Annotated in this window: 23 protein-coding genes and 2 pseudogenes; 19 read left to right on the top strand and 6 right to left on the bottom strand. The window is 60.2% G+C overall.

Features of this window, described 5'->3' with window-relative positions; translation table 11 throughout:
* Positions 1 to 42: 42 nt before the first annotated feature.
* From AC1DOX_RS15855 to AC1DOX_RS15825, 7 genes are all read left to right on the top strand, one after another.
* Positions 43 to 1,221: a DesA family fatty acid desaturase gene (locus AC1DOX_RS15855; RefSeq protein WP_441618347.1), complete on the top strand. Its 1,179-nt coding sequence runs from the start codon at positions 43 to 45 to the stop codon at positions 1,219 to 1,221.
* A gap of 21 nt (positions 1,222 to 1,242) precedes the next feature.
* On the top strand, positions 1,243 to 1,395 hold the full coding sequence (locus AC1DOX_RS15850; protein WP_441618345.1) for a DUF3309 family protein: 153 nt from the start codon (positions 1,243 to 1,245) through the stop codon (positions 1,393 to 1,395).
* 160 nt (positions 1,396 to 1,555) lie between these two features.
* The gene (locus AC1DOX_RS15845; RefSeq protein ID WP_441618343.1) at positions 1,556 to 1,867 is read left to right on the top strand and encodes a BON domain-containing protein; all 312 of its coding nucleotides are present in this window, start codon (positions 1,556 to 1,558) and stop codon (positions 1,865 to 1,867) included.
* Positions 1,868 to 2,432: 565 nt separating this feature from the next.
* Positions 2,433 to 2,759: a phospholipase D-like domain-containing protein gene (locus tag AC1DOX_RS15840; protein WP_477101455.1), complete on the top strand. Its 327-nt coding sequence runs from the start codon at positions 2,433 to 2,435 to the stop codon at positions 2,757 to 2,759.
* 142 nt (positions 2,760 to 2,901) lie between these two features.
* Positions 2,902 to 3,120: a hypothetical protein gene (locus tag AC1DOX_RS15835; protein WP_441618564.1), complete on the top strand. Its 219-nt coding sequence runs from the start codon at positions 2,902 to 2,904 to the stop codon at positions 3,118 to 3,120.
* Positions 3,121 to 3,138: 18 nt separating this feature from the next.
* Positions 3,139 to 3,447 carry a phospholipase D-like domain-containing protein gene (locus AC1DOX_RS15830; RefSeq protein ID WP_441618339.1) on the top strand — a complete coding sequence of 103 codons (309 nt, stop codon included), beginning with the start codon at positions 3,139 to 3,141 and terminating at the stop codon, positions 3,445 to 3,447.
* A 469-nt stretch (positions 3,448 to 3,916) separates the two neighbouring features.
* Positions 3,917 to 4,498: a hypothetical protein gene (locus AC1DOX_RS15825; protein WP_441618338.1), complete on the top strand. Its 582-nt coding sequence runs from the start codon at positions 3,917 to 3,919 to the stop codon at positions 4,496 to 4,498.
* A 385-nt stretch (positions 4,499 to 4,883) separates the two neighbouring features.
* On the opposite strand, the gene AC1DOX_RS15820 is transcribed toward AC1DOX_RS15825, so the two are convergent.
* Positions 4,884 to 5,123: a hypothetical protein gene (locus AC1DOX_RS15820; protein WP_441618336.1), complete on the bottom strand. Its 240-nt coding sequence runs from the start codon at positions 5,121 to 5,123 to the stop codon at positions 4,884 to 4,886.
* 445 nt (positions 5,124 to 5,568) lie between these two features.
* Here AC1DOX_RS15820 and AC1DOX_RS15815 point away from each other — a divergent pair, with 445 nt between their 5' ends.
* Together AC1DOX_RS15815 and AC1DOX_RS15810 are read left to right on the top strand one after the other, a co-directional pair.
* Positions 5,569 to 5,814 carry a hypothetical protein gene (locus AC1DOX_RS15815; RefSeq protein ID WP_441618334.1) on the top strand — a complete coding sequence of 82 codons (246 nt, stop codon included), beginning with the start codon at positions 5,569 to 5,571 and terminating at the stop codon, positions 5,812 to 5,814.
* 570 nt (positions 5,815 to 6,384) lie between these two features.
* A complete protein-coding gene (locus AC1DOX_RS15810; protein ID WP_441618332.1) occupies positions 6,385 to 6,540 on the top strand; it encodes a DUF2141 domain-containing protein in 156 nt (51 codons plus the stop codon).
* Positions 6,541 to 6,719: 179 nt separating this feature from the next.
* Here AC1DOX_RS15810 and AC1DOX_RS15805 read toward each other — a convergent pair whose 3' ends face one another.
* The 4 genes from AC1DOX_RS15805 to AC1DOX_RS15790 form a co-directional block, all read right to left on the bottom strand.
* Complete coding sequence (locus AC1DOX_RS15805) at positions 6,720 to 7,043, bottom strand: YdbL family probable chaperone protein (RefSeq protein WP_441618330.1); 324 nt, start codon at positions 7,041 to 7,043, stop codon at positions 6,720 to 6,722.
* 9 nt (positions 7,044 to 7,052) lie between these two features.
* Positions 7,053 to 7,232 carry a YnbE family lipoprotein gene (locus AC1DOX_RS15800; protein ID WP_441618328.1) on the bottom strand — a complete coding sequence of 60 codons (180 nt, stop codon included), beginning with the start codon at positions 7,230 to 7,232 and terminating at the stop codon, positions 7,053 to 7,055.
* Positions 7,229 to 9,889, bottom strand: coding sequence for an intermembrane phospholipid transport YdbH family protein (locus tag AC1DOX_RS15795; RefSeq protein ID WP_441618326.1), 2,661 nt, complete (start codon positions 9,887 to 9,889; stop codon positions 7,229 to 7,231). The genes AC1DOX_RS15800 and AC1DOX_RS15795 overlap by 4 nt, the downstream gene beginning before the upstream one ends.
* A 352-nt stretch (positions 9,890 to 10,241) precedes the next feature.
* The gene (locus AC1DOX_RS15790; protein ID WP_441618324.1) at positions 10,242 to 10,406 is read right to left on the bottom strand and encodes an FmdB family zinc ribbon protein; all 165 of its coding nucleotides are present in this window, start codon (positions 10,404 to 10,406) and stop codon (positions 10,242 to 10,244) included.
* Between the two features lie 723 nt (positions 10,407 to 11,129).
* On the opposite strand from AC1DOX_RS15790, the gene AC1DOX_RS15785 reads away from it, so the two are divergent.
* The 8 genes and pseudogenes from AC1DOX_RS15785 (at position 11,130) to acs (ending at position 21,655) form a co-directional block, all read left to right on the top strand.
* Complete coding sequence (locus AC1DOX_RS15785; protein ID WP_441618322.1) at positions 11,130 to 12,188, top strand: SGNH/GDSL hydrolase family protein; 1,059 nt, start codon at positions 11,130 to 11,132, stop codon at positions 12,186 to 12,188.
* 123 nt (positions 12,189 to 12,311) lie between these two features.
* On the top strand, positions 12,312 to 12,761 hold the full coding sequence (locus AC1DOX_RS15780; RefSeq protein WP_441618320.1) for a group I truncated hemoglobin: 450 nt from the start codon (positions 12,312 to 12,314) through the stop codon (positions 12,759 to 12,761).
* Positions 12,762 to 13,464: 703 nt separating this feature from the next.
* A pseudogene (locus AC1DOX_RS15775) lies at positions 13,465 to 13,548 on the top strand (hypothetical protein); the annotation flags it as partial.
* A 595-nt stretch (positions 13,549 to 14,143) separates the two neighbouring features.
* Entirely contained in the window at positions 14,144 to 14,449 is a 306-nt protein-coding gene (locus AC1DOX_RS15770; RefSeq protein WP_441618318.1) for a DUF485 domain-containing protein, read from the top strand.
* Positions 14,449 to 16,113, top strand: coding sequence for a cation acetate symporter (locus AC1DOX_RS15765; RefSeq protein WP_441618316.1), 1,665 nt, complete (start codon positions 14,449 to 14,451; stop codon positions 16,111 to 16,113). Before AC1DOX_RS15770 ends, AC1DOX_RS15765 begins: the two co-directional genes overlap by 1 nt.
* A gap of 177 nt (positions 16,114 to 16,290) precedes the next feature.
* A complete protein-coding gene (locus tag AC1DOX_RS15760; RefSeq protein WP_441618558.1) occupies positions 16,291 to 18,417 on the top strand; it encodes a 3'-5' exonuclease in 2,127 nt (708 codons plus the stop codon).
* Positions 18,377 to 19,528 (top strand): DUF294 nucleotidyltransferase-like domain-containing protein, encoded by a 1,152-nt coding sequence (locus tag AC1DOX_RS15755; protein ID WP_441618314.1) that lies wholly within the window; start codon positions 18,377 to 18,379, stop codon positions 19,526 to 19,528. Before AC1DOX_RS15760 ends, AC1DOX_RS15755 begins: the two co-directional genes overlap by 41 nt.
* Positions 19,529 to 19,681: 153 nt before the next feature.
* The gene (gene acs, locus AC1DOX_RS15750; RefSeq protein WP_441618312.1) at positions 19,682 to 21,655 is read left to right on the top strand and encodes an acetate--CoA ligase; all 1,974 of its coding nucleotides are present in this window, start codon (positions 19,682 to 19,684) and stop codon (positions 21,653 to 21,655) included.
* Positions 21,656 to 21,737: 82 nt separating this feature from the next.
* On the opposite strand, the gene AC1DOX_RS15745 is transcribed toward acs, so the two are convergent.
* Entirely contained in the window at positions 21,738 to 22,085 is a 348-nt protein-coding gene (locus AC1DOX_RS15745) for a BON domain-containing protein (RefSeq protein ID WP_441618310.1), read from the bottom strand.
* Between the two features lie 898 nt (positions 22,086 to 22,983).
* Here AC1DOX_RS15745 and AC1DOX_RS15740 point away from each other — a divergent pair.
* Entirely contained in the window at positions 22,984 to 23,820 is an 837-nt protein-coding gene (locus tag AC1DOX_RS15740) for a universal stress protein (RefSeq protein WP_441618308.1), read from the top strand.
* A gap of 120 nt (positions 23,821 to 23,940) precedes the next feature.
* Positions 23,941 to 25,076: pseudogene (locus AC1DOX_RS15735) on the top strand (IS3 family transposase); the annotation flags it as partial.
* Between the last annotated feature and the right edge of the window lie 323 nt (positions 25,077 to 25,399).

The raw sequence follows: 25,399 nt of genomic DNA, 5'->3' as shown, positions 1-25,399 counted from the left end.
TATCTGTCTCTTACGCATTCTGATCGTGCGAAGGAGCCGGCGATGCACTTTGGCCTGCTTAGTCTCCCCTGGTGGGGTTACGCGCTTGTGACGCTGGGCTTGACCCACGTTACCATCGCGTCGGTCACGATCTTCCTGCACCGTCACCAGGCCCACCGCGCCCTTGATCTGCATCCCATCGCCAGCCACTTCCTGCGCTTTTGGCTGTGGCTGACCACCGGGATGGTGACTAGGGAGTGGGTGGCGATCCATCGCAAGCACCACGCCAAGTGCGAAACCCGGGAAGACCCGCACAGCCCGCAGTTCTATGGCATCAGGCGAGTGCTGTTGGAAGGTGCAGAGCTCTATCGCAGCGAGGCCCGGAACGCGGCAACGCTGGAGAAGTATGGGCACGGCACCCCGGACGACTGGATTGAGCGCAATCTTTATGCGAAGCACGTCGGGCTGGGGATAGGCATCATGCTGGTGATCGACCTGATGCTGTTCAGCCCGATCGGACTGAGCATCTGGGCCGTGCAAATGCTGTGGGTCCCGTTCTTCGCCGCGGGTGTGATCAATGGCATTGGCCACTACTGGGGTTACCGCACGTACGCGCCAAATGACTCGTCCACGAATATCGTGCCGTGGGGCATTCTGATCGGCGGCGAGGAACTGCATAACAACCACCATGCCTACGTCACCTCAGCTAAGCTGTCCAGCAAGTGGTGGGAACTTGACCTTGGTTGGGGGTACATCCGATTGCTGGTGATGCTCCGTCTTGCCAAGGTACGCAGGGTTGCGCCAAAGATCCGCTTCAAGCCGGCCAGGGCAGGCTGCGACGCGCAGACCCTGCAGGCCATCACTATTCGCCGCTACCACGTACTGGCTAATTTCGCCAACACCCTGCAGCAAATCGTGCTGGAGGAAACCCGTACCCTGCTGGCGGGTGCGCTCCCGGGTCTGAATGAGGCCAATGCAAAGGAAGCGCTCAAGCACTGGCTGCAAAGGGAGGCGGGGGTGCTACAGGCGCGTGAGCGCGCAAACCTGCAGCGGGCCCTCCATGCCAGCGCGTTGCTGCGCACCGTCTACGCGATGCGCCAAGACCTTACCGCGTTGTGGAGCCGCTCCGCCATCTCGGAGGAGCAACTGATCCAAAGGCTGGAAGATTGGTGCCGGCGCGCCGACCAAAGCGGAATCCGTGCGCTGCAGGAATTTTCCTGGAAGCTCCGCTGCTACGCCTGACTGTTGGGAGGGAGGCATGAAATGGGAACGATATTATTGATCGTGCTCGTCTTACTGCTGATCGGCGTGATTCCAGCCTGGCCGCACAGCCGCGGGTGGGGCTACGGTCCCAGCGGAGGTCTTGGGCTGGTGGTGGTAATCCTGCTCGTATTGTGGCTGATGGGCAGGATATAGCGCGTTGCACCGAGGTCGCGCTACTGACGCTCGTTCATGAGACAGTGAGATCCACGTTTTCTTTTTTTCAAGCAATAGAGCTTGCATTCGGGGGGACACTCGACTCGGATCGAACTTCGAGAGGGATTTTCGCATTGTCGTTCATCTGGAGGGCCTAGCCATGACATACCCAAACCGTCTTTCCGCCTTTTTCCTAACCGTCCTGATGGCGTTTTCCCTGGGGTGCGCATCGACGCCCAAGCAAGAAGGGACTGGAGAGTACGTCGACGACACGGTCCTTACCACGAAAGTAAAGGCGGCAGTTCTCAATGAGCCGACCTTGAAGTCCGCCGAAATCAACGTCGAAACCTTCAAAGGTGTGGTCCAACTGAGCGGCTTTGTCAGGTCCGAGGCCGACGCCAACAAGGCAGTCGAGGTTGCACGTGGCGTCAAGGGGGTGAAATCGGTCAAGAATGACATGCGGCTCAAATGACAGTCGCCGGCCGCGAGCGATTGCCGGTCTGCGGCTCACGTCCACCGGTGGGCGCGGGTGCCGTTGCCACGTGTAAGTGATCACGCGATGGATTCGCCTCAAACAAATCGCCTGATCGCAGGCAACGTTGAACCGCTTCGCCGCGACCGAACGGGGTCGTCGCGTAGGTCTCGCTACATGGTGCGCTTGGTTGGAAGTGGGTGAGTGGTCCCAAACCATGACGCAGTTGGCTGGTCGGACTCCTAGATATTTGCAATTGAAAGAGGCAGCCTTGTTTCTTGAGTGGACTCACCGATGCGATAGGCTGGGCAGGACTGCGGGATGGCTGGCTATCTCGCTCGCCGTCGCTGGCGGATGCAGCGCGTTGCCGACCATGTCCCGGATATGAGGAGCCGCCCCGCCCAGCCCCTCCCAACTCGGGGGCACGCACGGCCCGCTTTCGCCCCAGCAAAGCAAGGAAATTCTCAGTCGCCTCAAGAGCCACAGCGATGAAGCCAATATCTTTGATCGGCATCTGGCGGTCGAAGCCGCCATCGTCGGCAGCCCGTTGGTGCTGGGTAACAAGGTGCATCTGCTGCAGGACGGTCCAGCCACGTTTCAGGCCATGTTTGCCGCCATCCGCAGTGCGAAAGACCATATCAACATGGAAACCTACATTATCGAAGACGATGCTGTAGGGAATCGCTTTGCCGATGTGCTCATTGAGAAGCAGGCCCAGGGTGTACAGGTGAATCTCGTCTACGATAGCGTGGGGGCGATCAACTCACCGAAGGAGTATTTCAAGCGCCTTTCCGATAGCGGCATCAAGGTGCTGGAGTTCAATCCGGTCAACCCACTGTCCCCGCAGAGAAGAGCTGGGAGGTCAATCAACGCGATCATCGCAAACTGTTGATTGTCGATGGTGAGATCACTTTCCTTGGCGGGATCAACATTAGCAGCGTCTACTCCAGCGGATCCTTCCTACCGCAATCCAAGCGTCGGCTCGAATGGAAGTCCTCCTTTGGCGCGATACCCACCTGTAAGTGGAAGGGCCGGTGGTCCGTGAGTTCCAGAAGCTATTCCTGGCAACGTGGGCTAAGCAAAAAGGGGAACCGCTTGCGCCGAAGAATCATTTTCCACAACTCAGCAGTACTGGAACGGAGGTCGTACGCGCCATCGGCAGTTCGTCTGATGAGCCCTACAGCCTCATCTATGCGACACTGCTCTCGGCCATCGGCAGCGCGGTGACCAGCGTATATCTGACCAACGCATAGTTCGTTCCCGCCCCGCAGTTGCTAGCCGCGCTCAAGGATGCCGCATCTCGTGGTGTTGATGTCAAACTCATCGTCCCGAGCAAGACCGATTCGTGGCTGGTGTTCTTCGCCGGACGCTCCTTTTGCGACGAACTGTTGCGCTCCGGCGTAAAGCTCTACGAGCGGCGTGATGTGCTGCTGCATTCGAAGACAGCGGTTATCGACGGTGTCTGGTCCACCATTGGCTCAATCAACCTCGACTGGCGCAGCTTCTTGCACAACGAGGAAGTCAACGCCGTCGTCCTGGGACAGGTTTCGGCGCACAGATGCAAGCCATGTTCGAGGTAGATCTCGCCGTATCCAATCCCATCACGCTTGAACAATGGAACGACCGTTCGATCGGTATGCGCATGAAGGAGATGACCGCGCGCGTGTGGGCTTACTGGTTGTAGATTCCTGAATGCAACGTTGGCCTGGTCCGCGGCAATTGTAGATCGGGACGGACACTCAATCGCCGCTATCTGTCATGTTGACTGAACCCGGAAGCCGGCTCGACGGCGATCCCATTGCGTGCCTGGTATGCCCGGAAGATAGGGGTGGAAGCGCCTGTTCGGCACTGATGTGACACCGGCCTTCGCGTCGTCATATGTGCAGGCTGTGCTTGGTCTGTGGGAGTTGTCCGACGCGCGTTTCGGAATTTGGATTCTGACGCCAGGCGTGCAAGTAATGTAGTCTCTTTGCAGGGCCTTCACAAAATCGCCGCTGGAAATGCCAGTATGCAACGCTGAGAAGTCCTGCTACGGATGGGGAGTGCGACATGATGACTAAATGGCTATTCGCGGTCTTGTTTGGGATGGTTGTCGTGCCGGGAGGGGCTGTACTGGCACTAACCGCGCCTGCCGCGGGATCGAAGGCAGACTACGACGCCACAGTGAAACAGGCCGACGCTGACTACAAAGCCGCCAGCGCCAAATGCGGCGGCATGAAGGCCAACGCCAAGGACGTTTGCAAGGTGGAGGCCAAGCGCGATCGAGATGTCGCGAAGGCGAACGCCGAAGCCATGCGCGACGGCACCGACCAGGCCCAGGCAAAGGCGCACAAGGTCAAGGCCGATCGAGACTACGACGTGGCTAAGGAAATGTGCGACGACAGGAAGGGCAACGCCAAGGACGTTTGTGTGAAGGAAGCCAAGGTCGCCCACGAGAAAGCGCTTGGAGCGGTCAAGGTCGAGAAGGCCACCGACACCGGCACCAGCAAAGATGTCGCAGAGGCTCGTCGCGACGCCAAAAAGGACACCATGGACGCCAAGTATCAGGCCGACAAGGAGAAATGCGATGCCTTGTCCGGCGATGCCAAGGACAAGTGCACGGCTGACGTGAAGGCCAAGTACGGCAAGTGATCGGGCAGGGCTGGCGCCAGCAAGCGAGCGCCGTCGCTCCGCGAGCAGCCGGGGCCGACATCATGGTTCTGATGTTGGCCCCTTTGGGTAGAACACGCCAAGGAATATGCGTGCGCAACAAGGGATGTGTTCACGGATGCCAGCAGCATCACGGGGCCGCGCTATACCGATGGTGGCAAGGCGGGTACGTTCGATCCATACACCGATGGCGCGCGGCCTTCGTCGCTAAGGTCATTAGGAGTCCAGGGGACTCGTAGCTGTTTCGCATTCCAATTGCGACACAACCTGCCGACGAGCCCGCGATCCCTCCAAAAAACCCTCCGCATTTTCGGCCTGTTAGGTGGGCTGAAAAATAGCCGCCCGCAGGCGGCTTTGGCGTTCGTGGTCATCGTGGTCGATGCAGGACCGGCACGATCGGCCAGAGCATTGCCATGATTACTCCCTTGAGCGCAGCTTTGAAGGTGTCGGCCTTTGGGAAGCCTTGGAAGACTCTCGCGTATCCAAGACCGAACCACGTGCCCGTTGCGACGGAGACGAGCGAGCTAGGCTCAAGGACGTATCCCAGCAAATGGTTCAGCCCACCGTGAACCACGAATACGGCGATGAGGGCACGAATGTATGGCATGTTCTTATTCCTGGCAGCTCGGAAAATTCTCGGCAAGCCCGAATGAGGTGTGTTTACTTTGTTGCGCAGACGACCCGCCTATGTTTGGCCTTATGCATCTCGTAATGTCTGCCCAAGTCCTCAAAGGCGAACGTAGTGCGGGAAACGCGTCTGACGCATTGCAATTTGCCACCGATGTGGTCTGTCAAGAATACTCAGGGAGGGCCAAGCATGGAACATGCATAAAGTTTAGGTAGACAAAGCTACAAAATCGATGTGCATACTCTGTCGAATCGAGGCGGGGGGCGGCCTGCACCGCCGGTGGTGTGGCGGCTCCTTGTATGGTCGTGCCATGGGGACACCGCTGGCGTGGTTCGATAACTCAGCGAGACATGCGGCGCGTCTATCCCGGCGTCCTGCAAGTTGCTGGCTTCATGTCCACGAGCCTCGTGCGTCACGTGAACGCGTGACCCACTGCCACTGGGAGCGCGTGCATGGCGATGCGGCGAAAACGGCGACGATATGTGCCTTTCGCGCGGATTATCTTGCAACGATGGATTTGCCGGCCGAGGTTTACCTGGACACCGTCAGCAAGGTCCTCCTGCAACACGCGCTACCGCTCGGCAAGCTGATGGTCTTCAGTTGTCAAGCTATGAAGTATTGGTTCGGTGACGATTTTGAAAACTGGGCCGGTGGCGAGGTGGACGAGTAGTCCGCCGGCGATTTGGGGTGAACCCGTTCGCCCTTGATGGTGCGCACTCGATTTGCCCCGGGGGCGACAGAGCATCAACACCAAATTTCGACCTCTCAGCAGGCCTGGCATCGGTCCATCATCGCTCGGTTCAGCAAGGTGCGTTCGCCATGGCGGGGTGCTCCCACAGGCACTAAAGTGAGCTTAGGTTGCCCATTGAGGGGATGGTGCGGCCACTGCGACCGCAACATCGCCAACGATGCGGTAGTGGCGAGGAAATGATTGAATCAACTGACCCGAAGGCCGTGGCTTCCGTTGCAGGCAGTATCCCCATGAACCGCACGCCGAAGACGGCCCGTTTATCTATATCTCGCCTTTTCGCAATCTAATTATATACGGATTCTAGGAATTCGAAGCAGCACGGGCATGGTGGCCTGTACTCTCTTTGAATCGCCAATTGGATTCTCTGAGGACTATCTGCATTCAGCGAGGAATATCATGTCAGTAAGGGTTAGGAGTAATCAAGCGCAATGAAACTTTGAAGGAATCCCCCCAGGAACGTATGCTATAGCCGTCGCGCATGATGAGAATATGAACGGTAAGCTGGATACAAACGCGCTTGGAACCCCTGCTGAAGGATATGGTTTTTCAAACAATGCAGTAGGATGGCTCAGCGCACCGTCGTTTTCCACCGCCAGCTTCTCCTACAGGAAAAACTTGAATTTGACGATTAGGTTGCATTACTAAAGACGCATTTTCCAGTCTCTCCTCAAAAATTCGGCCATCGTAATCGACGCCAAATTCGTCAGATCCAAAAATTCCTCTGCCGGGACTGATTACGGCAACTGGGCCATATAATTAGAATTGGTTCTGACCGGATATTCACCAGTTAGCGGGCGAGGTCGTATTCGTGCTTCCGCTGAGCACTACTTCTTTATCCACTGACCTTCAGGAGTTTTGACGTAGGATCCGGGCGCTGCTATTTCGATCGCCTTCTGTCCCGCCAGGATCGCCACTTGCTCCAGGGTAGCGCCGTTCTTCTTGGCAATGGCGTCGTACGCCGCGCGGCGCTTCGCATTGATATCCGCCGCAAGTTCCACTGCGTCCGGGGTCGCCTTGACAACCCCCAGATAACCATCTGGTTGCTCCCCTACGAGCCCCTGTGACTTGGCACTATCCAGGCCCAATGCCATGGCCAGCGTACTGCAAGACAGCAGTAGCACCGCCATCAATCGTGTCGCCATTTTCATGGTTGGCTCCTAGAACAATGTGCGGTCTTCGCTGATGAGTTTATCGACATCTTTTTCCACTTTGAGGCGAATCTCATGATCAATCTTCACATTCAGATTGATGGTGATCGGGTCTTTGGGGGCCTCAAGGGCGATCCGAGGCGTGCAGGCAGCCAGAGGCAGAAAAGCGACAAGTAAAACGGGTTTCATGGCGTGTCCTCCACGTCATCGCTGCGCGAGCCTTCTGCAGGCATCCGGTTCAGTACCCGCCGGGAGATATCATCCGCAATGCGCAAGCTGCGCAATAGCTCGAACACGTTCTCCCGGTGCGTGTAGTTTAGTACGATTGGCAAGCTGGTCTTCTGCGGGTTTTGGCCTTTGAGGCTGACCGCTGCGTCTAGCCAGCCGTCCGGTTTCATATTCAGACGCGCCTCAAATTCATCAATCGCCAGATTGCTCAGGGCATCGAGCGCCAGTTCCACCGCGCGATTGGATTGACTCATCGCGGTGACCCCGGCAGAGGGCAAGACCTTGAGTGATAGTGGGCCCTCGTTGCTCACGCGACCCGCCTGCAAGGCCAGGGAATCCCTCGTCAATTGTAGCGGCAGATTGCCGCCCACGCGGCCAGCGAGTTGAACGGTCGGGTTCGGATCGTTTTGCAGGGCGGCCACCTCCGCCAGGTTGATACGCCCAATGGTCACTGACTGAAACTGAGAGGACGGCCATTGCAAGGTAGCGGCGTACAAATTGCCTCCTAGCACGTCGGCAGAAATATCGGCGACGTGCCAGGTGACCAGGTCAGATTGGACCGTCATGCGGATATTGCGCACCAGGGTGCCCACATCCAGTTGGGCGAGCATGACTGGCCCGATGCTTGTGAGCGTCACGCCGTTTTGCTGCAGTTCAATATGCGCCGCTCCATTGCCGCCCGTGGCCAGAATCCCTCCCCAGTCCAGCGCCAGCCCGGACACTGATATGTCGCCTTTCAGCCGCCAACCATCCTGCCACTGCCAGTGACCTTGGCCATTGAGCATACCTTGCTTTAAGGTGAATCCGAGGCTGCGGCTCATGGATCCAGACAGCGGTGTCCTGATCTCCACCATGCCTTTAGCTCCGGTATTCATTTCGCGGCCAGCCGGCTCCGCGGTCAGGGTCAACTCGGATTTCCAGGCCGGCACGCGCAGCGTGGCCCTGCCTTGCCGCCCGGCGGCAGCCATTGTCCCGGTGACGGCGGGCAGTACCCAGCGCGTCGCAACGACGCCCTCCGCCTTGATCTCCATATTGCCGAATAAGCCCTGGGGCCCGACGCGCAGAGGCGTTGTGGCGACCGCGGCGATCGGCTTGATCAATGTCGTTCCGACCAGTCCGCCGGCTATCGTTGCGCGACTGCCGGTGCCCAGGTACCACTGCCCGTCCTTGCCAAACCAGGGTGCGACGAGCTTCAGGCCCCCGCCCCGTGCATAGAAGGGGAGCCGCAAGTTGCCTTCAACCGTACCTTCCCAGCGCCCGCGCATAAAGTTGGCGCTGAGCGCGCCCGTGAGCGGGGATTTGCCGTAATGACCACTGAACTCCGCGCGCGTGGTCCAGCCCGGCGCCTGGAAGTCGGCCACCGGCACGCGCACCGCTAGCAATAGATCTGGTCCCCTGACCGTGAGGCTGGCTGGTTCCCCCGTCAGCCCGGAGGCTTCGATGCGGCCTTGCCAAAACCCGCGCAGGTCATATCCGGCGGCTTTACCTGCCAGATCAAGCCGTCCATGCCAGCCCCACGTGGCTTGCTGCCAGGCCAACAGGCTGTCGACAGTTTTGACTTCTATATCCCGATAATGAAGCTCGGCTGAGATTGTGCTTTCACCGGCCAATGCCAGCGGCAGTGTCAGGGCCCGAGGCCAGCGCAGCAGAAGCCCCTCGGGGAGTTGTATCGACGCCGGCAACAGTTCCAACCCTTGCCGATTCCAGCGAATAGGCACTCTGCCAGCTAGCGAGGGCCCGGCCAGCGTCAGCATGCCCTGGCCGCGTGCTACGCCGGTGCCCTCGGTATCCAAGGTCAGCACTATGGTGCCTGGGGGGCCTGCCGCTCGCAGGTTCAGGCTCAGGGACTCTACGCCCTCCAGATTGCCGCTGGCCCGTAGCACTTGTCGGGCTTCCAGGCTCCAGTCACCGCCGAGCGTCAACGGTGCCCCCAGTTCGGCATTCAATTGCCATTTTTTGGCGGCGAAGCTGGCCTCCAGCCTCATATCGGACCGTTGAAACTGACCGCGATGACCCAGTTGTTGCCCCTGCGCCTGCAAATTGCCGTCCAGTCCGCTGGCTTGCCACAACCCATCGCCCGTGAAGGTCAGCGCGCCCAAGAGCCTGGGCGTGATGTCAGCCGCCTGAATCTGGCCCTGCGCGCTCCAGCGCCCGGAAATGCTGTCATAGGTAGCGGTCGCATTGCTGTGCTTATACTTTCCCCATGCCTGCCAGCGCTGATCACGCTGGCGGACGGTGACTGCTATCGGTGGCAAGCCGGGAATGGACAGTGCATTGATGATGAGATCGAATGGCGGCGTCCATGGGGGAGGCCGTGTCTCGCCGCCAGCTTGGCAGTTGGCCAGGCTCACGCTGGCTACGGCAATCGTCACGGGCCGCCAGCCGGTGATCCGCAATCGTTCGCCGCGGGCCTGCACGCAGCCGTTTTGTAGCCGTTGCCAATGCGCCAGTTCCAGCCCGCTCTGCCACCCGAGCCCCTGGACACGTACACCAAGCGCAAATGCCGTGATCACTACCGCCAACAACATCCACACTGGCAGCAGCGCCAGGATGATCAGCCAGACATCGTTGCGACGCAAGAATGCAAGAGTTGGCGAATGTTGCCGGGAGAGGAGCATGTCGCAGCCCGTCTACGTTACTGAACTGACGCTGTGACGTCGTCGGGAGCGTCATGACTGTTTCGTGTCCTCGACGACCGAAACCACTGCATCTCGATACGCTTTCCCAGTAGTTTCTTTCCTTCGCGGACTGACGCGGCGGCGAAACCGAGGTGGGGGTGTCTCAATGCCCGGCCATTGGCCGGGACTACCTTCTATCCGTGCCGGCGCAGGGCCGGGCACCACATTCCAATCCGGTGCCATGCAGCCGGTCGACTTGGCCGCGAAGACCAACGGCCCGCAAGGGCCGCACTCGACGTCGAGGAGCCTACAAGAGGTGGTCAGTGAGACTCAGTACGCAGGAAATAACAGTTCAGCTCTTTCTTGAAGTTTTGGCGACGAACGGCGTGGGAACATGCTGCACCTTTTCGCTCCCGCATTTGGGGCATTTTAACTGGACGGTCGCGTGTTCTGCGACATGCTCCGCGTGTTCGAATGTTTCACCGCAATCCTGACAACGATACTGATAGGTCGGCATGCTCATTCTCCGGCAAGAACGAATTCGACACGTGCGCACGCCTCCACCACAGTGGGAATTCACGCGGCACCGCACCTGTACATTGTAGCGCGACACCCCTGAAGGAGCATCCGTTGCATTGGCATTTCGGCGAAAGTGGCCATCAGCGGAGAGTGCGGTGCGGTTCGAGGCGGATGACCGCTTCAGCACCGAGTTTCAGCCGTTGAGCTTGCGGGCCCAAGTGTCGCTTCCTGGCTGCGGATTCAACCGGTCGATGCAACGGATTGATGGAATCGTTCGGCCGGTGTGTCGAAGTCTAGTGTCTTTCTGGGACGCTCGTTGAGCCGCCTCGCTACGGCGTTGAGCACGGCGTGCTGGCCTGAAAGCATCTCTTGCCGCAGGAATGCTGACTGGATATACACGTCGCCTCAAGTCCAGACATAGCAGGGCCGCTCCTGGACTGTTTCAGTTTTGAAATTAAGTGGTGTGCAGTTGAGATGTGCAGATCTTTTTCTGGAGACTTTGTTGATACTCACACGGCCATAATCTAAGCTGACTTTCAACAATCAAGGCTGAAACAGCCGATATCGCCTCCCCCCGCGTGACCACGGCACCTGCGACGTTGGAAACGACATCGTGGCCGGGACCCCCGCCTGCACCACCAGACGCAGGATTCGGTGCCGCAGCTTTTCCGAGATCGGCTCGATTTCGATCCGGATTTCATCTGCACCTGGACGTCATTCCATGCGCACCCGACTTCATAGCGTCGTTCGCTCATTACAGTTCGGCATCCTGGGCGTAGTTGTGGCGATGCTCGCTGCCTGCAATTTTGGGAACGAGGGCGACGAGCCTGCGAGCAATCCACCACCCGCGACCAGCGTGAGCTTCCAAGTGGTGTCGTTCGGCGACAGCGTGTCTGATGTGGGCACATACGCTCCGGTAGCGCAGGTAGTGGGCGGTGGGCGCTTCACTACCAACCCCGGCCAGGTGTGGACGCAGGATGTCGCGAATTTCTTTGGTGGCACGCTGACGGCCGCTTTTACCGGTGGCTACGGATTTCCACTCACTGCACATCCCGAGGGTCTTGGCTATGCACAAGGCGGCGCGCGTGTGACAGATCCAAATGGCATCCGTTTCCGGGCCGATGGGCTTGGCGCAACTACCGTCCCGATTGTAAAGCAGGTACAGAACTACCTCGCCGCACACACAAGCTTCAATGCTGGCCAGCTTGTGCTCGTCCAGGGCGGCGGAAGCGACATCCTGATTCACGCGCAGCTCGCTGCAGCCGGTAGCGAATCAAGAGCGCAAGCGGAACAGGCGGTGAGCCTTGCCGCCCAGCAATTGGCGGCTATCGTCGGGCAGATTCTGCAAGGTGGAGCTTCACACGTGGTCGTGTCGAACGTCGGGAATATTGGCGCGACGCCCCTTGGCTTCAGCAGCGTTGACGGCGGAGCACTGCTGACCGGGCTTACACAAACGTTCAATTCAGCATTGACGAGCGCGCTGCAGGCGGCGGGCATCCAAAACCTGGTAGCCAATGTCGATCAGTACACCTTCATCAATGACATCATTGCGAATTTCAAGGCGAATGGTTTCCTGGTCAGTAACACCGGCACCGGGTGCAATTTGCAACTGCTCTCGAAGGAGATTGAGGTCAGTTCCCTGTTTTGTTCGCCAAAGACCTATACGGTACCCGATGCGGACCAGACCTATATGTTCGCGGATGACGTCCACCCGACCACGCATTTGCACTCGCTGTTTGCGACCCGGGTTGAACAGGCGGTACAGGCCGCGAGCAAGTGAGATGTTGGCGACTAGGACCATCAGCGCCGGTTGAATTTTGACCAGGAGTTCCGGCGATATTAATAGCCGCCGGCGCTCTCAAACGTCGTGTTGAGTAGCATCCAGAGCAAAACGGAGATGATCATGCGCATTTCACCTTTTCTGTCCGGCGTTCTACTGGTAGTGACATTAATGGGACTCGACGGTTGCGCTATTCCGAGTATGTCGAAGCCGACCACGCCTTCGTTATACGATCGGCTTGGCGGAAGTCCAGCGATTACAGCGGTCGTCGATGATTTTGTAGGGAATGTTGCTGCAGACACGCGCATCAACGCGAAGTTTGCGAATGCCAATATTCCGCGTCTGAAGATGAGGCTGGTTGAGCAGATTTGTGCTGGCGCAGGGGGGCCATGTACTTACACGGGTCGTGACATGAGGACCGCTCATGCCGGCATGGGTATCACCAATAGCGAGTTTGACGCGCTGGTGGAAGACCTGGTGAAATCGCTCAACAAGTTCAAGGTGCCGCCTCAGGAACAGAAGGAGTTGCTAGGCATGCTAGGCCCGATGAGAAAGGATATCGTTTCGCGATGATCCTGCGTTATCTCGGCCGAGCGATAGGCCGCCGGCACCGTGCGGCTCGACGACGTGTTGCGCCTGAAGCGCGAGGCGCAGTCGGCCGCGCCAGCCGCCCGCGCCAAGGCCGACTGCGGGTCGAGCTGAGGCGGGCGACTCATAGGCTCACTTTATGTCCAAGCTCTCATCGCCGTGGCAACGGGCCTCGTGCTGGGTATCTTCATGCCCCATATCCGAGAAGTTCGATTGGCTGGAAGCTGGCCATAAACGGGCTTTGCCGGCCGAAGCGAGGCGACAGATGGACTTGGCTCGACAGTCACCACTCGAGGTATATGGCCGAGCCCTCCGCCGGGAGGGTTCCGCTCATCCGCTACTACGACAAAGTCCTCACGGATCCCCTCGTACTTCTGGCAGGCCGCTTCAAACGCGGTGTAGGAGGATTGGCGATACGGCTAGCGCATGATCGACTTGTGTTGGCGAATGCATCCCCCCATGGGGAAATATGTCAAAGACTATCAAGAAGCAGTATTTGAAGGCACTAAACCGCCGCCTGACTCTGAAATACGAAACACGCTCAACGCTTCCATCCATCCGTTGCATCGACCGGTTGAATCCTCAAACCGGTCGCGGTCACGGCGCGTCTGCTTATTGAAGACTGGGTGAATATCGACAAGCCGTGTTCGAGCCGATGCATGCAAGGTCCGGTTAGAAGCCAGGCTTCTATATGGTGGTCGGCCCGGACTGGAAGGGTTCCGTGCCCAAGGACATGAAGGCCGTGCTCCGCTCGCGCGCAGGTAGCGCCTGACCGTATTCCTGGAGACGCCCGCGTCTGGCTCGAAGTCGACGACCCGAGGCAGGTATGCCAGTACTTCGCGTCTTGTGCGGCCGCCGTCGAAGCAGGATTGAAGACAGCGTTTGAGGAACATGTAGCGCTGCCGGTACACGGCGCGAACGACGCAAGGAGCGCGACGGCGAGCAAAGTCCGTGACGTCGCATGCTCCCGCGGAAGCACCACGCCACCGTACCGACTCTGAGCAAATCGAGACCAGAGTCAGAATTTCTGTGGATGTCTCGCGGACTCGCTTGGGATGCCGTCTCCGGGGACGATCCGCCGGGTGACCCGCTCGCTGGCCGTGTGTAGATGAACCGGTACGAAACCGTACTGATTCCTCACTCGATTGAGAGCACCGTTTCGACGATTGCCCTTCGATTACTCGCACCTGCCAGATGGCGCGGCGCGAGATTGCGAGGGAACTGCGTGCTAAGGCACTTGCCGCTGGGCCGCGTGCACTTCGTGATGTGTGGGTGCCGCTGCTCGACACAAGACCAAGAGGCACCGACCTCAAGCAAAGGGATTGGCTACGGATAGGGCCTCTTATCCGGTGAACAGGAGATAAGACATGGAAGAAGATCTCGTTCAACGGATACAGGCCAATTCCAGCTACAAGCGGCTGGTTTCAACCCGCTCCACCTATGGATGGGTGCTCACTGCAATGATGATGGTCGTGTACTACGGCTACATCCTTCTGGTTGCCTTCGGCAAGACCTTGCTTTCGACCCGCATCGGCGATGGTGTGATGACGTGGGGTATCCCGATCGGGCTCCTTGTGATCGTATTTACCGTGGTTGTCACGGGCATCTACGTCCGGCGCGCCAATGGCCAGTTCGATGACCTGACAGCTCAGATTCGCAAGGAGGTGTTGTAATGCCCACCCGGAACCATGTCCTATGCGCATCCATACTGCTTTCCCTTGTCGGCGTGGCCTTGGGAGCCGGTGGCGATCTTGGTCAGATGCAAAAGCAGCCAACCAACTGGACGGCGATATCCATGTTCGCCGTATTTGTGCTATTTACCTTGTTCATTACGAAATGGGCGGCTGCCAAGACAAAGTCCGCCGCGGATTTCTACACGGCCGGCGGCGGCATCACCGGATTCCAGAACGGATTGGCAATTGCAGGTGACTACATGTCTGCGGCATCCTTTCTCGGGATATCGGCAGCGGTTTACCTGAACGGCTACGATGGCCTGATCTATTCAATCGGCTTCCTGGTCGGCTGGCCTGTTATCACATTCCTGATGGCGGAGCGCCTGCGCAACCTCGGTCGCTTTACCTTTGCCGACGTGGCTGCCTATCGCTTCAAGCAGACCCCGATCCGCGTGTTCGCGGCCTCAGGCACGCTGGTGGTGGTGGCCTTTTACCTGATCGCCCAGATGGTCGGTGCCGGACAACTGATCAAGCTGCTGTTTGGCTTGGAGTACTGGCTTGCCGTGGTGATCGTCGGCACCCTGATGATGGTGTACGTGCTGTTCGGGGGCATGACGGCGACCACCTGGGTCCAGATCATCAAGGCCGGCCTGCTTCTTGCCGGTGCGAGCTTCATGGCATTCATGGTGCTGGCGCAGTTCCATTTCAATCCCGAGGCGCTATTCGCCAAGGCGGTTGATATTCACGCCAAGAAAGACGCCATCATGGGGCCAGGTACCTTCATCAAGGATCCGATTTCCGCGATTTCATTTGGCATGGCACTGATGTTTGGTACCGCAGGCCTCCCGCACATCCTGATGCGGTTCTTCACCGTACCCAGCGCCAAGGAAGCCCGCAAGTCCGTGTTCTGGGCGACGACCTGGATCGCCTACTTCTACCTGCTCACGTTCATCATTGGCTTTGGCGCCATTGTCATGGTCAGCACCAACCCGGTGTACAAGGACGCGCTTGGCGGCTTGCTGGGCGGTAACAACATGGCGGCTATCCATCTGGCGAACGCCGTGGGCGGCAATTTTTTCCTCGGCTTTATTTCCGCGGTGGCCTTCGCCACGATTCTTGCCGTAGTTGCGGGGCTGACGTTGTCCGGCGCCACAGCGGTGTCGCATGATCTTTACTCGACCGTGTTCAAGCATGGCAAGGCCTCCAGTGACAAAGAACTGCGCGTATCGCGTGTGACGACGGTCGCGTTGGGTATCGTGGCGGTGATCCTGGGGATTGCGTTCGAGAAGCAGAATATTGCCTTCATGGTGTCGCTAGCCTTCGCGGTAGCTGCATCGGCGACTTTCCCTGTGTTGTTCATGGCTGTGCTGTGGAAAGACTGCACGACGCGCGGCGCGACGATCGGCGGCTTTCTCGGCCTGCTTACCGCCGTCGGCCTGACCATTGTCTCCAAGTCGGTCTGGGTCGATGTATTCGGTTTCAAGGACGCCATCTTTCCTTACACATCGCCCGCCCTCTTTTCAATGACGGTGGGTTTTGTCGGCATTTGGCTGTTTTCGATACTGGACCACAGCGATCGCGCCCGCATCGACCGGGAAGGGTACCCGGCGCAGAAGGTCCGCTCCGAAACCGGCATCGGCGCATCGGGTGCTTCTGGCCACTGAGCACTGGAGCCATAGAAGTCGCTGAGGCACAAATGAGCAAGGGCTCGCTCCCGGCGCCGATGCGTAGGTCATCAACCCTTTTTCCACCAGGGCGCTGATGGAGCGGAGAGGGCATTGCTCGCGATCTGTAAGGGGCCTAGAATGACGCGGAAGTGGGTCGCGCGACACTGCTTTGGGGTGACATTGGCGCTGCTCTTCCTGGTGCAGCTACTGATCGTCGGTGCGGCGCTCTTGCCGCTTGCGATCGATTTGCCGGAGGCCCAGCGCGCGTGGTTAAGCGCGCTGGTGTTGCAACGCGGCGCGCTATGGATTGCGCTCGCAATGCTGGTGCTGCTGGCGTTGCGCTTCGGCCTGAAAATGTTGTTCGACGCTTACCCGACGCCGGTCGCGCGCCTGGCCGAAGACGCCTCGCTGCTTGCGGCCAACCCTGGCCACCGCCTCGAGGCACGGGGTGCGCGCGGCGTGCGCGTCCTCGTCGATAAGCTCAACCTGCTGGCGGCTTCCCATCAGGCGCTACACGACGACGTGCAGCAGAAAATCGATCTGGCGAACCGCGCGCTCGTCGAAGAAAAAAACCGGCTCGCAGCGCTCATGGCGGAGCTTGCCTTGAGCGTGCTGGTCTGCAATATCGAAGGGCGAATACTGCTTTACAACGACAGTGCCAGGCGGTTGCTCGAAACCGGTCGCAGCGGTGCGCCTCCGGCCGGAACCGCAGCAATAGGGCTGGGCCGTTCCGTGTTCGGCGCGATCGAGCGCGGGCTTATCCTGCATGCGCTGGAGAAGATCCAGCAGCAGCTCCGGGAGAGGGGGGACGGCGCGGCGAGACCCGTATCCGGATTTGTCGCCACGCTCGTGCAGGGCCAGATCGTACGCGCGCACATGGCGCCCGTGTTCGACGGCGCGCGCGCCCTCAATGGCTTCGTGCTGACGTTGGAGGACATCACCCGCCACGTTGAGGCCGACGGCCGCCGCGACGCGTTGCTGCAGTCGCTCACGGAAGATTCGCGCGTCGCGTTGGTGAATATCCGTGCGGCGGTGGAAGACCTCCAGGCGTACCCGGAAATGAGCGCCGCGAAGCGATTCCCGCTCATCGGTGTCATCGATGACGAATCGCAGCGCCTGTTGCACCAGATTGGACGTGCCGTGGATCAGCGCGGCACCTGGATTGACAGTTATCAGGAACTCGAAGAGATGCGCGGCACCGATCTGCTCGCGCTGCTGCTGCGGCGAATCGGCAGTCCCTCGCTCAGCGTCGTCGCCAGCGATACGGTCGACGCCACATTGTGGCTCAAGGTGGACAGCTACGCGTTGACCCAGGCGCTGGCCTATCTTGCCCAGCGGCTCGCCGCCGAAGCTGGCGTCACGGAGTTGCGCTTCGGGCTGTATCGTGCCGGCGGGCTGGCCTGTCTCGATTTCACCTGGCGCGGGACACCGCTCGCCGCCGACACGCTGCGGGTGTGGGAGAACACGCCTTTGCCGATCAATGCGGCCGGCGCGGCGCTCGCGATGAGCGAGCTGATCGCGCGTCAAGGCGGGGAGGCCCTTTGGTCTGCTGGCGAGTCGCCTGGTATCGCGCGCTACCGTCTGATGCTGCCGGTCTCCGAGCCTGGGGCGGCGCTGGACATCCCGCCTGCACAGGAAGGCCGCCCGGAATTCTATGATTTCGACTTGTTCCACCGGCCCGGACAGAGCACCGAGGTGGACCAATGCCAACTCTCGCAACTCAATTTCACGGTGTTCGATACCGAGACCACGGGGCTGGATCCTGCTGCGGGCGATGAGATCATTTCCATCGGCGCCTTGCGCATCGTTAATGGCCGGCTTCTGCAGCGGGAAAGCTTCGACCAACTTATCCAGCCGCGTGGCGTATTGAGCGTTGCGTCGATTGCAATTCACGGCATCACCGAGGCCATGCTCAATGGCCAACCACCGATTGAAACGGTGCTTCCGCAGTTTCACCGTTTCGCCGCCGACACGGTGCTTGTCGCGCATAACGCCGCGTTCGACATGAAGTTCCTGCAAATGCTGGAGGCGAGAACCGGCACGGCATTCACGCAGCCTGTCCTCGATACGCTGCTGTTATCGCAAGTGATCCACCCCAATCAGACCGAGCACACGCTGGAGGCGATCGCCGGCCGTCTCGGTGTGGCGGTTATCGGCCGCCACACCGCTCTGGGCGACGCACTCGTCACCGGCGAGGTCTTTCTCAAGATGACCCCACTGCTCGCGGAGAAAGGCATCTTCACCCTGAAGGAGGCACGCGATGCCGCGCAGCAGACCCACTTCGCGCGGCTCCGGTACTGAGGAGTGGCCCATGAATGATCCGCCTCCGATCCATCCCGATGCAGCATGGGCCAGCGCGCTGTCGCCCGACATCGATGGGGCCGGGCTCCGCATCGCCGGTGCGCAGGACGAGGGTGGCCTGCTGCGAGCCGCCGCAGAGATCCGGTCGCTCTGGCATCGCGTGGCGAGCCAGGCCGCAGCCGAGCCGATGACCCGGTACATCTCGACGCTCAACGACGCGTTGACGCGGCGCGTGATTGATCTCGCTTGTGCCGGGGAGGATATGGAGGGCATGCGCTGGTGCTGGATTGCCCTTGGCAGCGAAGGCCGCCAGGAACAAACGCTGTCGAGCGACCAGGACAACGGGATGATCCTCGCGGGCAGCGGCGGCGCGGAGGCCTTGCGTGACCGGATGTTGCCGCTGGCGCTGCGCATCAACGAAACACTCGATGCTTGCGGGTTCCGGCTATGCACCGGCCAGATCATGGCAAGCAATCCGCACTGGTGCCTCGATTTGCATGAATGGCGGGAGCGCTTCGCGAGCTGGATCATCGAAGGCGATCCGCTGGCGTTGCTTAACGCCACGATCTTCTTCGACTTGCGGCCGCTTTACGGCGCCGGCGATCTGGCGCAGGCGTTGACGGATTGGCTCGCGCAGATGGCGCCGGACAACCCGCGCTTCCTGTTCCAGATGACACAGAATGCCCTACGGCGCAAGGCACCGCTAGGCGTGCTGCGCGACTTCGCGGTGGCGAAGAGAGGGGAGTTCGCGGGAACCATCGACCTCAAGCTGGACGCCGCCACGCTGTTCATCGATGCGGCCCGCATCTACGGCCTGGCCTGCGGCGCCCGCACCAGCAATACGGTCGACCGCCTCGCGCGGGCCGGCGAGGTGGGACGCCTGGAGTCACACGATGTACAAGCGTGGATCCTCGCTTTCGATTGCATCCAGAGGTTGCGCCTAAAGACACAGCAACGCTGCTTCGAACGCGGCGTGGCCCTGCACAATCATGCGGACCCGAACGAATTGGAGGCGGGCGACCGGCGCGCATTGCTCGACGCCTTGCGCCGGGCCCGTGCATTGCAAAAGCGCCTGGCTCTGGATTACCTGGACTACCGTCAGGGCATCTGACCGCGGCGGAGCCTGGCACCGGGTACGGCAACGTACCGACTTCAAGGCTGATTGCGCGCACGGTTTGATGACTGCCTTGAGCCTCTTGTCTCAGGGAGTGAGGCACCGGATGGCGCCATGGCCCCATGCCCAATATGCACGGAGGAGTGCGACATGCAAACCATTGAATCGGTCCTACACGAGCGCCGCCTGTTCCCGCCGCCGGAAGATCTTGCGGCCCATGCGTCTATCTCCGGCATGGACGCGTACTCGGCGCTCGTCGCCGAAGCTGAAGGCGACTACGATGGCTTCTGGGGGCGTCTTGCGCGCGATACGTTGACTTGGAAGACCCCTTTCTCCAAAGTTCTGGACGAGTCGAACGCGCCTTTCTACACGTGGTTCGAGGATGGCAAGCTGAACGCTTCGTACAACTGTCTTGATCGCCATGTCGAGGCGGGCAACGGCAACCGCGTGGCCATCGTCTTCGAGGCCGACGACGGCACGGTGGCCACCGTCACCTACCAGTCTCTCCTGGAACGCGTGTGCCGTTTCGCAAACGCACTCAGGAAGCGTGGCGTGAGGAAGGGCGACCGCGTCGTGATCTACCTGCCGATGTCAGTGGAAGGGGTGGTTGCCATGCAGGCCTGCGCGCGCATTGGCGCGACGCATTCGATTGTGTTCGGCGGCTTCTCCGCGAAATCGCTGCACGAACGCCTTGTGGATGTGGGAGCCGTTGCGCTTGTCACCGCGGATGAACAAATGCGCGGCGGTAAGGCCCTGCCTCTGAAGAATATCGCGGACGATGCGCTCGCACTGGGCGGCTGCGAAGCCGTGCATAGCGTGATCGTGTACCAGCGCACGGGCGGCGAGATACAGTGGAATGCCGCTCGCGACCTGTGGATGCATGAACTCGCTCAAGCCGAGGCCGGCACCTGTGAACCGGAATGGGTTGGGGCGGAGCATCCGCTGTTTATCCTGTACACCTCCGGTTCGACCGGCAGGCCCAAAGGGGTCCAGCACAGCACCGGCGGCTTCTTGCTGTGGGCTGCACAGACCATGAAATGGACCTTCGACTGGAAGCCGGCGGATGTGTTCTGGTGTACCGCCGACATTGGCTGGATCACCGGCCACAGCTATATCGCCTATGGCCCGCTTGCAGTTGGGGGCACCCAGGTGATGTTCGAAGGCGTGCCGACATACCCGAACGCGGGTCGCTTCTGGCACATGATCGCGAAGCACAAGGTCACGATCTTCTATACCGCGCCAACCGCCATCCGTTCGCTCATCAAGGCGGCGGCTGTCGACGAAACAGTGCATCCGTCTAACTATGACCTGTCGTCGCTGCGCATCCTTGGCACCGTTGGCGAGCCAATCAATCCGGAAGGTTGGATGTGGTACTACATGAACATTGGCGGCGGGCACTGCCCGATTCTCGATACCTGGTGGCAAACGGAGACGGGCGGGCACATGATCTCGCCGCTACCAGGAGCGACGCCGCTTGTGCCGGGCTCGTGCACGCTGCCGCTGCCGGGCATCATGGCGGCGGTCGTCGATGAAACCGGGCAGGACGTGCCTGCCGGCCAGGGCGGGATTCTGGTGATCAAGCGTCCGTGGCCCGCGATGCTGCGCACCATATGGGGTGACCCGGAGCGCTATCAGTCGAGCTACTTCCCGGAGGAGCTTGGTGGCAAGCTGTACCTTGCCGGCGATGGCGCCGTCCGTGATCCCGAGACAGGCTATTTCACGATCATGGGCCGTATCGACGACGTGCTCAATGTGTCCGGCCACCGGCTCGGTACCATGGAGATCGAGTCGGCGTTGGCTGCGAATGCACTTGTGGCCGAGGCTGCCGTGGTCGGCCGGCCGGACGAGGTCACCGGCGAAACCGTTGTCGCGTTCGTGGTGCTGAAGGGGCCGCGTCCCGAGGGCGAAGGGGCGGAGAAGATCGCCAACGAGTTGCGGGCGTGGGTGAGCAAGGAGATCGGACCGATTGCGAAACCGAAGGACATTCGATTTGGCGACAACTTGCCGAAGACACGCTCTGGCAAGATCATGCGGCGGCTACTGCGCTCGCTAGCGAAGGGAGAGGAGATCACGCAAGATGTATCGACGCTCGAGAATCCAGCGATTCTCGATCAGCTCAGGTGAGGCGGGTCTGGCCAATGCAAGATTTTTTCCGGCGATGCGTGGCTGGCCGAGCGGCGGATCGAGGGGGCAAGACGCTACTTGGTTACCCCCGACCCGCCGCTTTGTTCCCACGCGCGTCACCTGTCATGGTTTGTGTATGGTCTGCGATTTCGACGGCGCGCTGCGTTGTCAGACGAACAACGCCTTCCCGAGTGCGCACATGGACATGTGTTGAGCTGAAGTCCTTCTGCTCCAGCAGGTTTGCCTTGACGCTAGTCATGATGGCTGTGTCGCTGATACCTTCGCCGGCGGTTTCATGAGTCGGATTGGGATTCGTGAGCGACGCGGCCGGAGACGTCGTAGCAACCAGGCTGGTGGCGGTGGAAAAACTCCACACCAGCGCGATACTGATAACGGCGCTGTCGGTGTGGAAAAAACGAGCGGATTTCACGCGTTATACCTCGCGAGGGATTCGTTCGTGTATCAGTTTCTAACCGGTCGATCCCACTTTGGCATGAACGACGCACGTGTCGGCACGGTGGCGGACACCTCGGCAGGTACAACCATCGTAGGGACATCCGGGTGAATCGGATGGATAGTGTCGATGATTTGGTAGGAGGAGAAGATATGTCAATCGCCTTTCCCAATCCCAGCCGGAGCCACGATCCTAGCAAGCATTGTGTCTGGTTCTGGGGCTATGACTGACAAGGCGCCAAGGATCCAGACACAGATAGCCACAGATGCCGAAGGCAACGAAGCCCAAGCGTGGTAAGGTTGCTCAGCGGGGCGGAAAGTTCGCCGTAATAGGCCGCTAGCAACGGGCCCATCATCCTTCCCTCGTCGCCGTCGGCGGATGAAGCAATTCCCGCACCCATAGCCAAGGCGGCCGAGTACGCGCTGCTGCATGCGGGCAAGGCCGACTTCTGATGCCGCCGCATACGTCATTGTGCCTTGAGGGCCATGCCATCGCCTAGGACGGCCGGCGCGAGGCATCGCATGCGCTAGCTGATGCATTACCATTGCTCGCACTGGCCTCGCGCGTAACGATCCTTGAATTTGCTACCGACGGCGGGTCAGACAGCGAGAGCGTAGGCAACCTTGTGCCTTGGCTGGCGCGGCACGGTATCCACGCCGAGATTCGCGGCGAAGAGGCCGCGGCGGCTGATGAAGCATTGCTTACGATGGTCAGCAATGCGCAACCAGCGGTGCTCGTTGCAGACGGGTAGGACCTTCTCGCATGGGCGAATTGATCGTTGGTGGTACCACGCGCATGCTGCTGCACAGATGCACGGTGCCGTTGTTCATGTCGCACTGAAGCTTGACGCATCATCCAGAGCCCGGAGACCTTCATGGCATACCACACCATCTTTGTGCATCTCGACACCAGCGCTCGTGCGCTTCACCGTTTGGAGCTTGGCGTGCAACTGGCGCACACGCACCGCAGCCGGCTGGTTGGGCTGTTCGCCGGCTTTGCTCCGGACACCACGTGGCTGTATCTGATGAAGGAGGCAGCCCGTTATTTCGAGGAGGACCGCGCCAGACGAGATGCCGCCCGCGACGCTGTTCGCCAGCGCTTTGAGCACGAGATGTCGAACCAGTCCATCGAATGGGAATGGCGGAACGTCGAGGGCGATCCCGTTACGGCAGTGTTGCGCGAGGTGCGTGAAGCGAGCCTTCTGGTCGTGGGCGAGTACGACGCCAACGACCCTCACAGTTTTGTCGCGGCCAAGTTTGTCGAATCACTGGTGCTGGAGTCAGGCCGTCCGGTACTCGTGGTGCCGAGCGCCGGTGAGTTCCAGCATGTGGGGCAGCGCGCGCTGGTGGCCTGGGACGGCGGGCGCGAAGCCGCGCGTGCGCTGCACGATGCGCTGCCGCTGCTAGCGGGATCCGCGGTGGAGTTGTTCTGCGCGAGCACCGCGACACAGGCACTCAGGACGGACGCCGCGCCGGTCAGCCATGCAGCCCGATTGCTGGAGCGCCAGGGCGCAACCGTGTCCATCCATCACAGCCCGGCCGGCGCAGACATGGTGATCGGCGAGCGAATGCTCTCTTGTGCGGCGGACTTCGATGCTGACCTGATCGTCATGGGTGCCTACGGTCATGGCCGGTTTCGCGAGCTGGTGCTTGGCGGCGTCACACGGACGCTGCTGTCATCGATGACGGTGCCCGTCCTGATGGCGCATTGACGCATGGTGGCATCGTGCTAGTCCACTTGCCTCTCGTTTTCCTCTTACTGGCCACTGGAGAAGTCGGTCCAGACGTCAAGTAGCCGATGTGCCTCGCCCGTTTCTGAGAGGGAAAGGAGCGAGAGCTGCGAGCCGGGCAAGACGGTGTCGATGGTGGCGCGCCAGCATGGCGTCAATCCGAATCAACTCTTTCATTGGCGCAAGCTGTATCAGGACGGCAGCCTATCGGCGGTCAGTGCCGGTGAAGAAGTCGTGCCGGCATCGGAGCTGAGCGACGCGCTCAAGCAAGTCCGTGAGCTACAGCGCCTCCTGGGCAAGAAGACCATGGAGAACGAGATTCTCCGTGAGGCGGTGGAGGTGATGAAGTCGCGAAAATGGATTGCGCGCTCACCCTCATTGCCGGGGGACGACCTGTGAAGCGGGTCTGCGAAGTTCTCGGTGTGGCGCGCTCTAATGTGGCAGAGAAGCTGGCTCGTCCTGCAGACTGGCGGGATGGGCGCGGTGCCAGGCAAACCGACGATGCAGGATTGGTCGAGGAGATTCGCAATGCGGTCGCGCATCTGCCCAGCTACGGCTATCGCCGGGTATGGGGCGTATTGCGGCGGGAACGAGAGCATCTTAGCGCGCCTCCCGTCAACGCGAAGCGGGTCTATCGAGTCATGCGAGTGTATGGCCTGCTGCTGCAACGCTGGGTGGCTCCGCCCCGCCCGCAGCGCAGACATGAAGGTAAGGTCGCGGTAGCAAAGACAAACCAGCGGTGGTGCTCTGACGGCTTTGAATTCCGCTGCGACAACGGCGAGCCGCTGCGTGTGACGTTCGCCCTTGACTGCTGCGACCGCGAGGCGATGTGTTGGGCGGCGACCACTGGCGGGCATAGCGGTGACGTGGTCCGCGACGTGATGTTGGCCGCGGTCGAAAAGCGCTTCGGAAACGCGCTGAAAACGCCGACGGAAGTTGAATGGCTGACTGATAATGGGTCGAGCTACATGGCAGACAAGACCAAGGCGTTTGCGTCGGCAATTGGCCTGAAGCCACTGACCACGCCGGTTTGCAGCCCGCAGAGCAACGGGATGTCCGAGAGCTTCGTGAAGACCATGAAGCGCGACTATGTCGCCTTCATGCCCAAACCTGATGCCGAGACGGCCGTTCGCAATCTGGCCATTGCCTTCGAGCACTACAACGAGCAGCACCCCCATAGCGCCCTGAATTACCGCTCTCCGCGCGAGTTCAGGCGTGCGATGGCCTTATCAACCTAAGGGTGTGACCGTGCCCGGAGACACGGGGGCAAATCCAAGGGAGCCGCCGGGAGGTGCCCGCTACCGTCGCCGGGGATTGGGGGCAGGAACGACCGACGACGTCCAACTAGCTGTCAGAGGGTGCCAAAGCGCGACTGCTGCCTTAGACGGGGTGTTTATGCGGATTCTCTGGTTCATTTCACTTGGCTTCATCGCCGTATGCTGCGGGTGCGCTTCGACGGAGTCCGTCAAGGAATCGAAAGAAGAAGGCGTGCACAGGGTCTACCAGGCGCCTTATGCAACTGTCTACGATGCAACGCTCGCGGCAGCGAAGGCGAAGAAAC

The organism is Cupriavidus sp. 01L415, assembly GCF_056400065.1.
The sequence above is the reverse complement of the archived record's forward strand: the minus strand, read 5'-3'. Positions and strand labels throughout refer to the sequence as shown.

Bases quoted from the DNA above. Each gene is read 5' to 3' on its own strand.
- AC1DOX_RS15855 (WP_441618347.1), top strand. From the start codon at position 43: ATGCACTTTGGCCTGCTTAGTCTCCCCTGGTGGGGTTACGCGCTTGTG.
- AC1DOX_RS15850 (WP_441618345.1), top strand. From the start codon at position 1,243: ATGGGAACGATATTATTGATCGTGCTCGTCTTACTGCTGATCGGCGTG.
- AC1DOX_RS15845 (WP_441618343.1), top strand. From the start codon at position 1,556: ATGACATACCCAAACCGTCTTTCCGCCTTTTTCCTAACCGTCCTGATG.
- AC1DOX_RS15825 (WP_441618338.1), top strand. From the start codon at position 3,917: ATGATGACTAAATGGCTATTCGCGGTCTTGTTTGGGATGGTTGTCGTG.
- AC1DOX_RS15820 (WP_441618336.1), bottom strand. From the start codon at position 5,123: ATGCCATACATTCGTGCCCTCATCGCCGTATTCGTGGTTCACGGTGGG.
- AC1DOX_RS15810 (WP_441618332.1), top strand. From the start codon at position 6,385: ATGAACGGTAAGCTGGATACAAACGCGCTTGGAACCCCTGCTGAAGGA.
- AC1DOX_RS15805 (WP_441618330.1), bottom strand. From the start codon at position 7,043: ATGAAAATGGCGACACGATTGATGGCGGTGCTACTGCTGTCTTGCAGT.
- AC1DOX_RS15800 (WP_441618328.1), bottom strand. From the start codon at position 7,232: ATGAAACCCGTTTTACTTGTCGCTTTTCTGCCTCTGGCTGCCTGCACG.
- AC1DOX_RS15795 (WP_441618326.1), bottom strand. From the start codon at position 9,889: ATGCTCCTCTCCCGGCAACATTCGCCAACTCTTGCATTCTTGCGTCGC.
- AC1DOX_RS15790 (WP_441618324.1), bottom strand. From the start codon at position 10,406: ATGCCGACCTATCAGTATCGTTGTCAGGATTGCGGTGAAACATTCGAA.
- AC1DOX_RS15785 (WP_441618322.1), top strand. From the start codon at position 11,130: ATGCGCACCCGACTTCATAGCGTCGTTCGCTCATTACAGTTCGGCATC.
- AC1DOX_RS15780 (WP_441618320.1), top strand. From the start codon at position 12,312: ATGCGCATTTCACCTTTTCTGTCCGGCGTTCTACTGGTAGTGACATTA.
- AC1DOX_RS15770 (WP_441618318.1), top strand. From the start codon at position 14,144: ATGGAAGAAGATCTCGTTCAACGGATACAGGCCAATTCCAGCTACAAG.
- AC1DOX_RS15765 (WP_441618316.1), top strand. From the start codon at position 14,449: ATGCCCACCCGGAACCATGTCCTATGCGCATCCATACTGCTTTCCCTT.
- AC1DOX_RS15755 (WP_441618314.1), top strand. From the start codon at position 18,377: ATGCCGCGCAGCAGACCCACTTCGCGCGGCTCCGGTACTGAGGAGTGG.
- acs (WP_441618312.1), top strand. From the start codon at position 19,682: ATGCAAACCATTGAATCGGTCCTACACGAGCGCCGCCTGTTCCCGCCG.
- AC1DOX_RS15740 (WP_441618308.1), top strand. From the start codon at position 22,984: ATGGCATACCACACCATCTTTGTGCATCTCGACACCAGCGCTCGTGCG.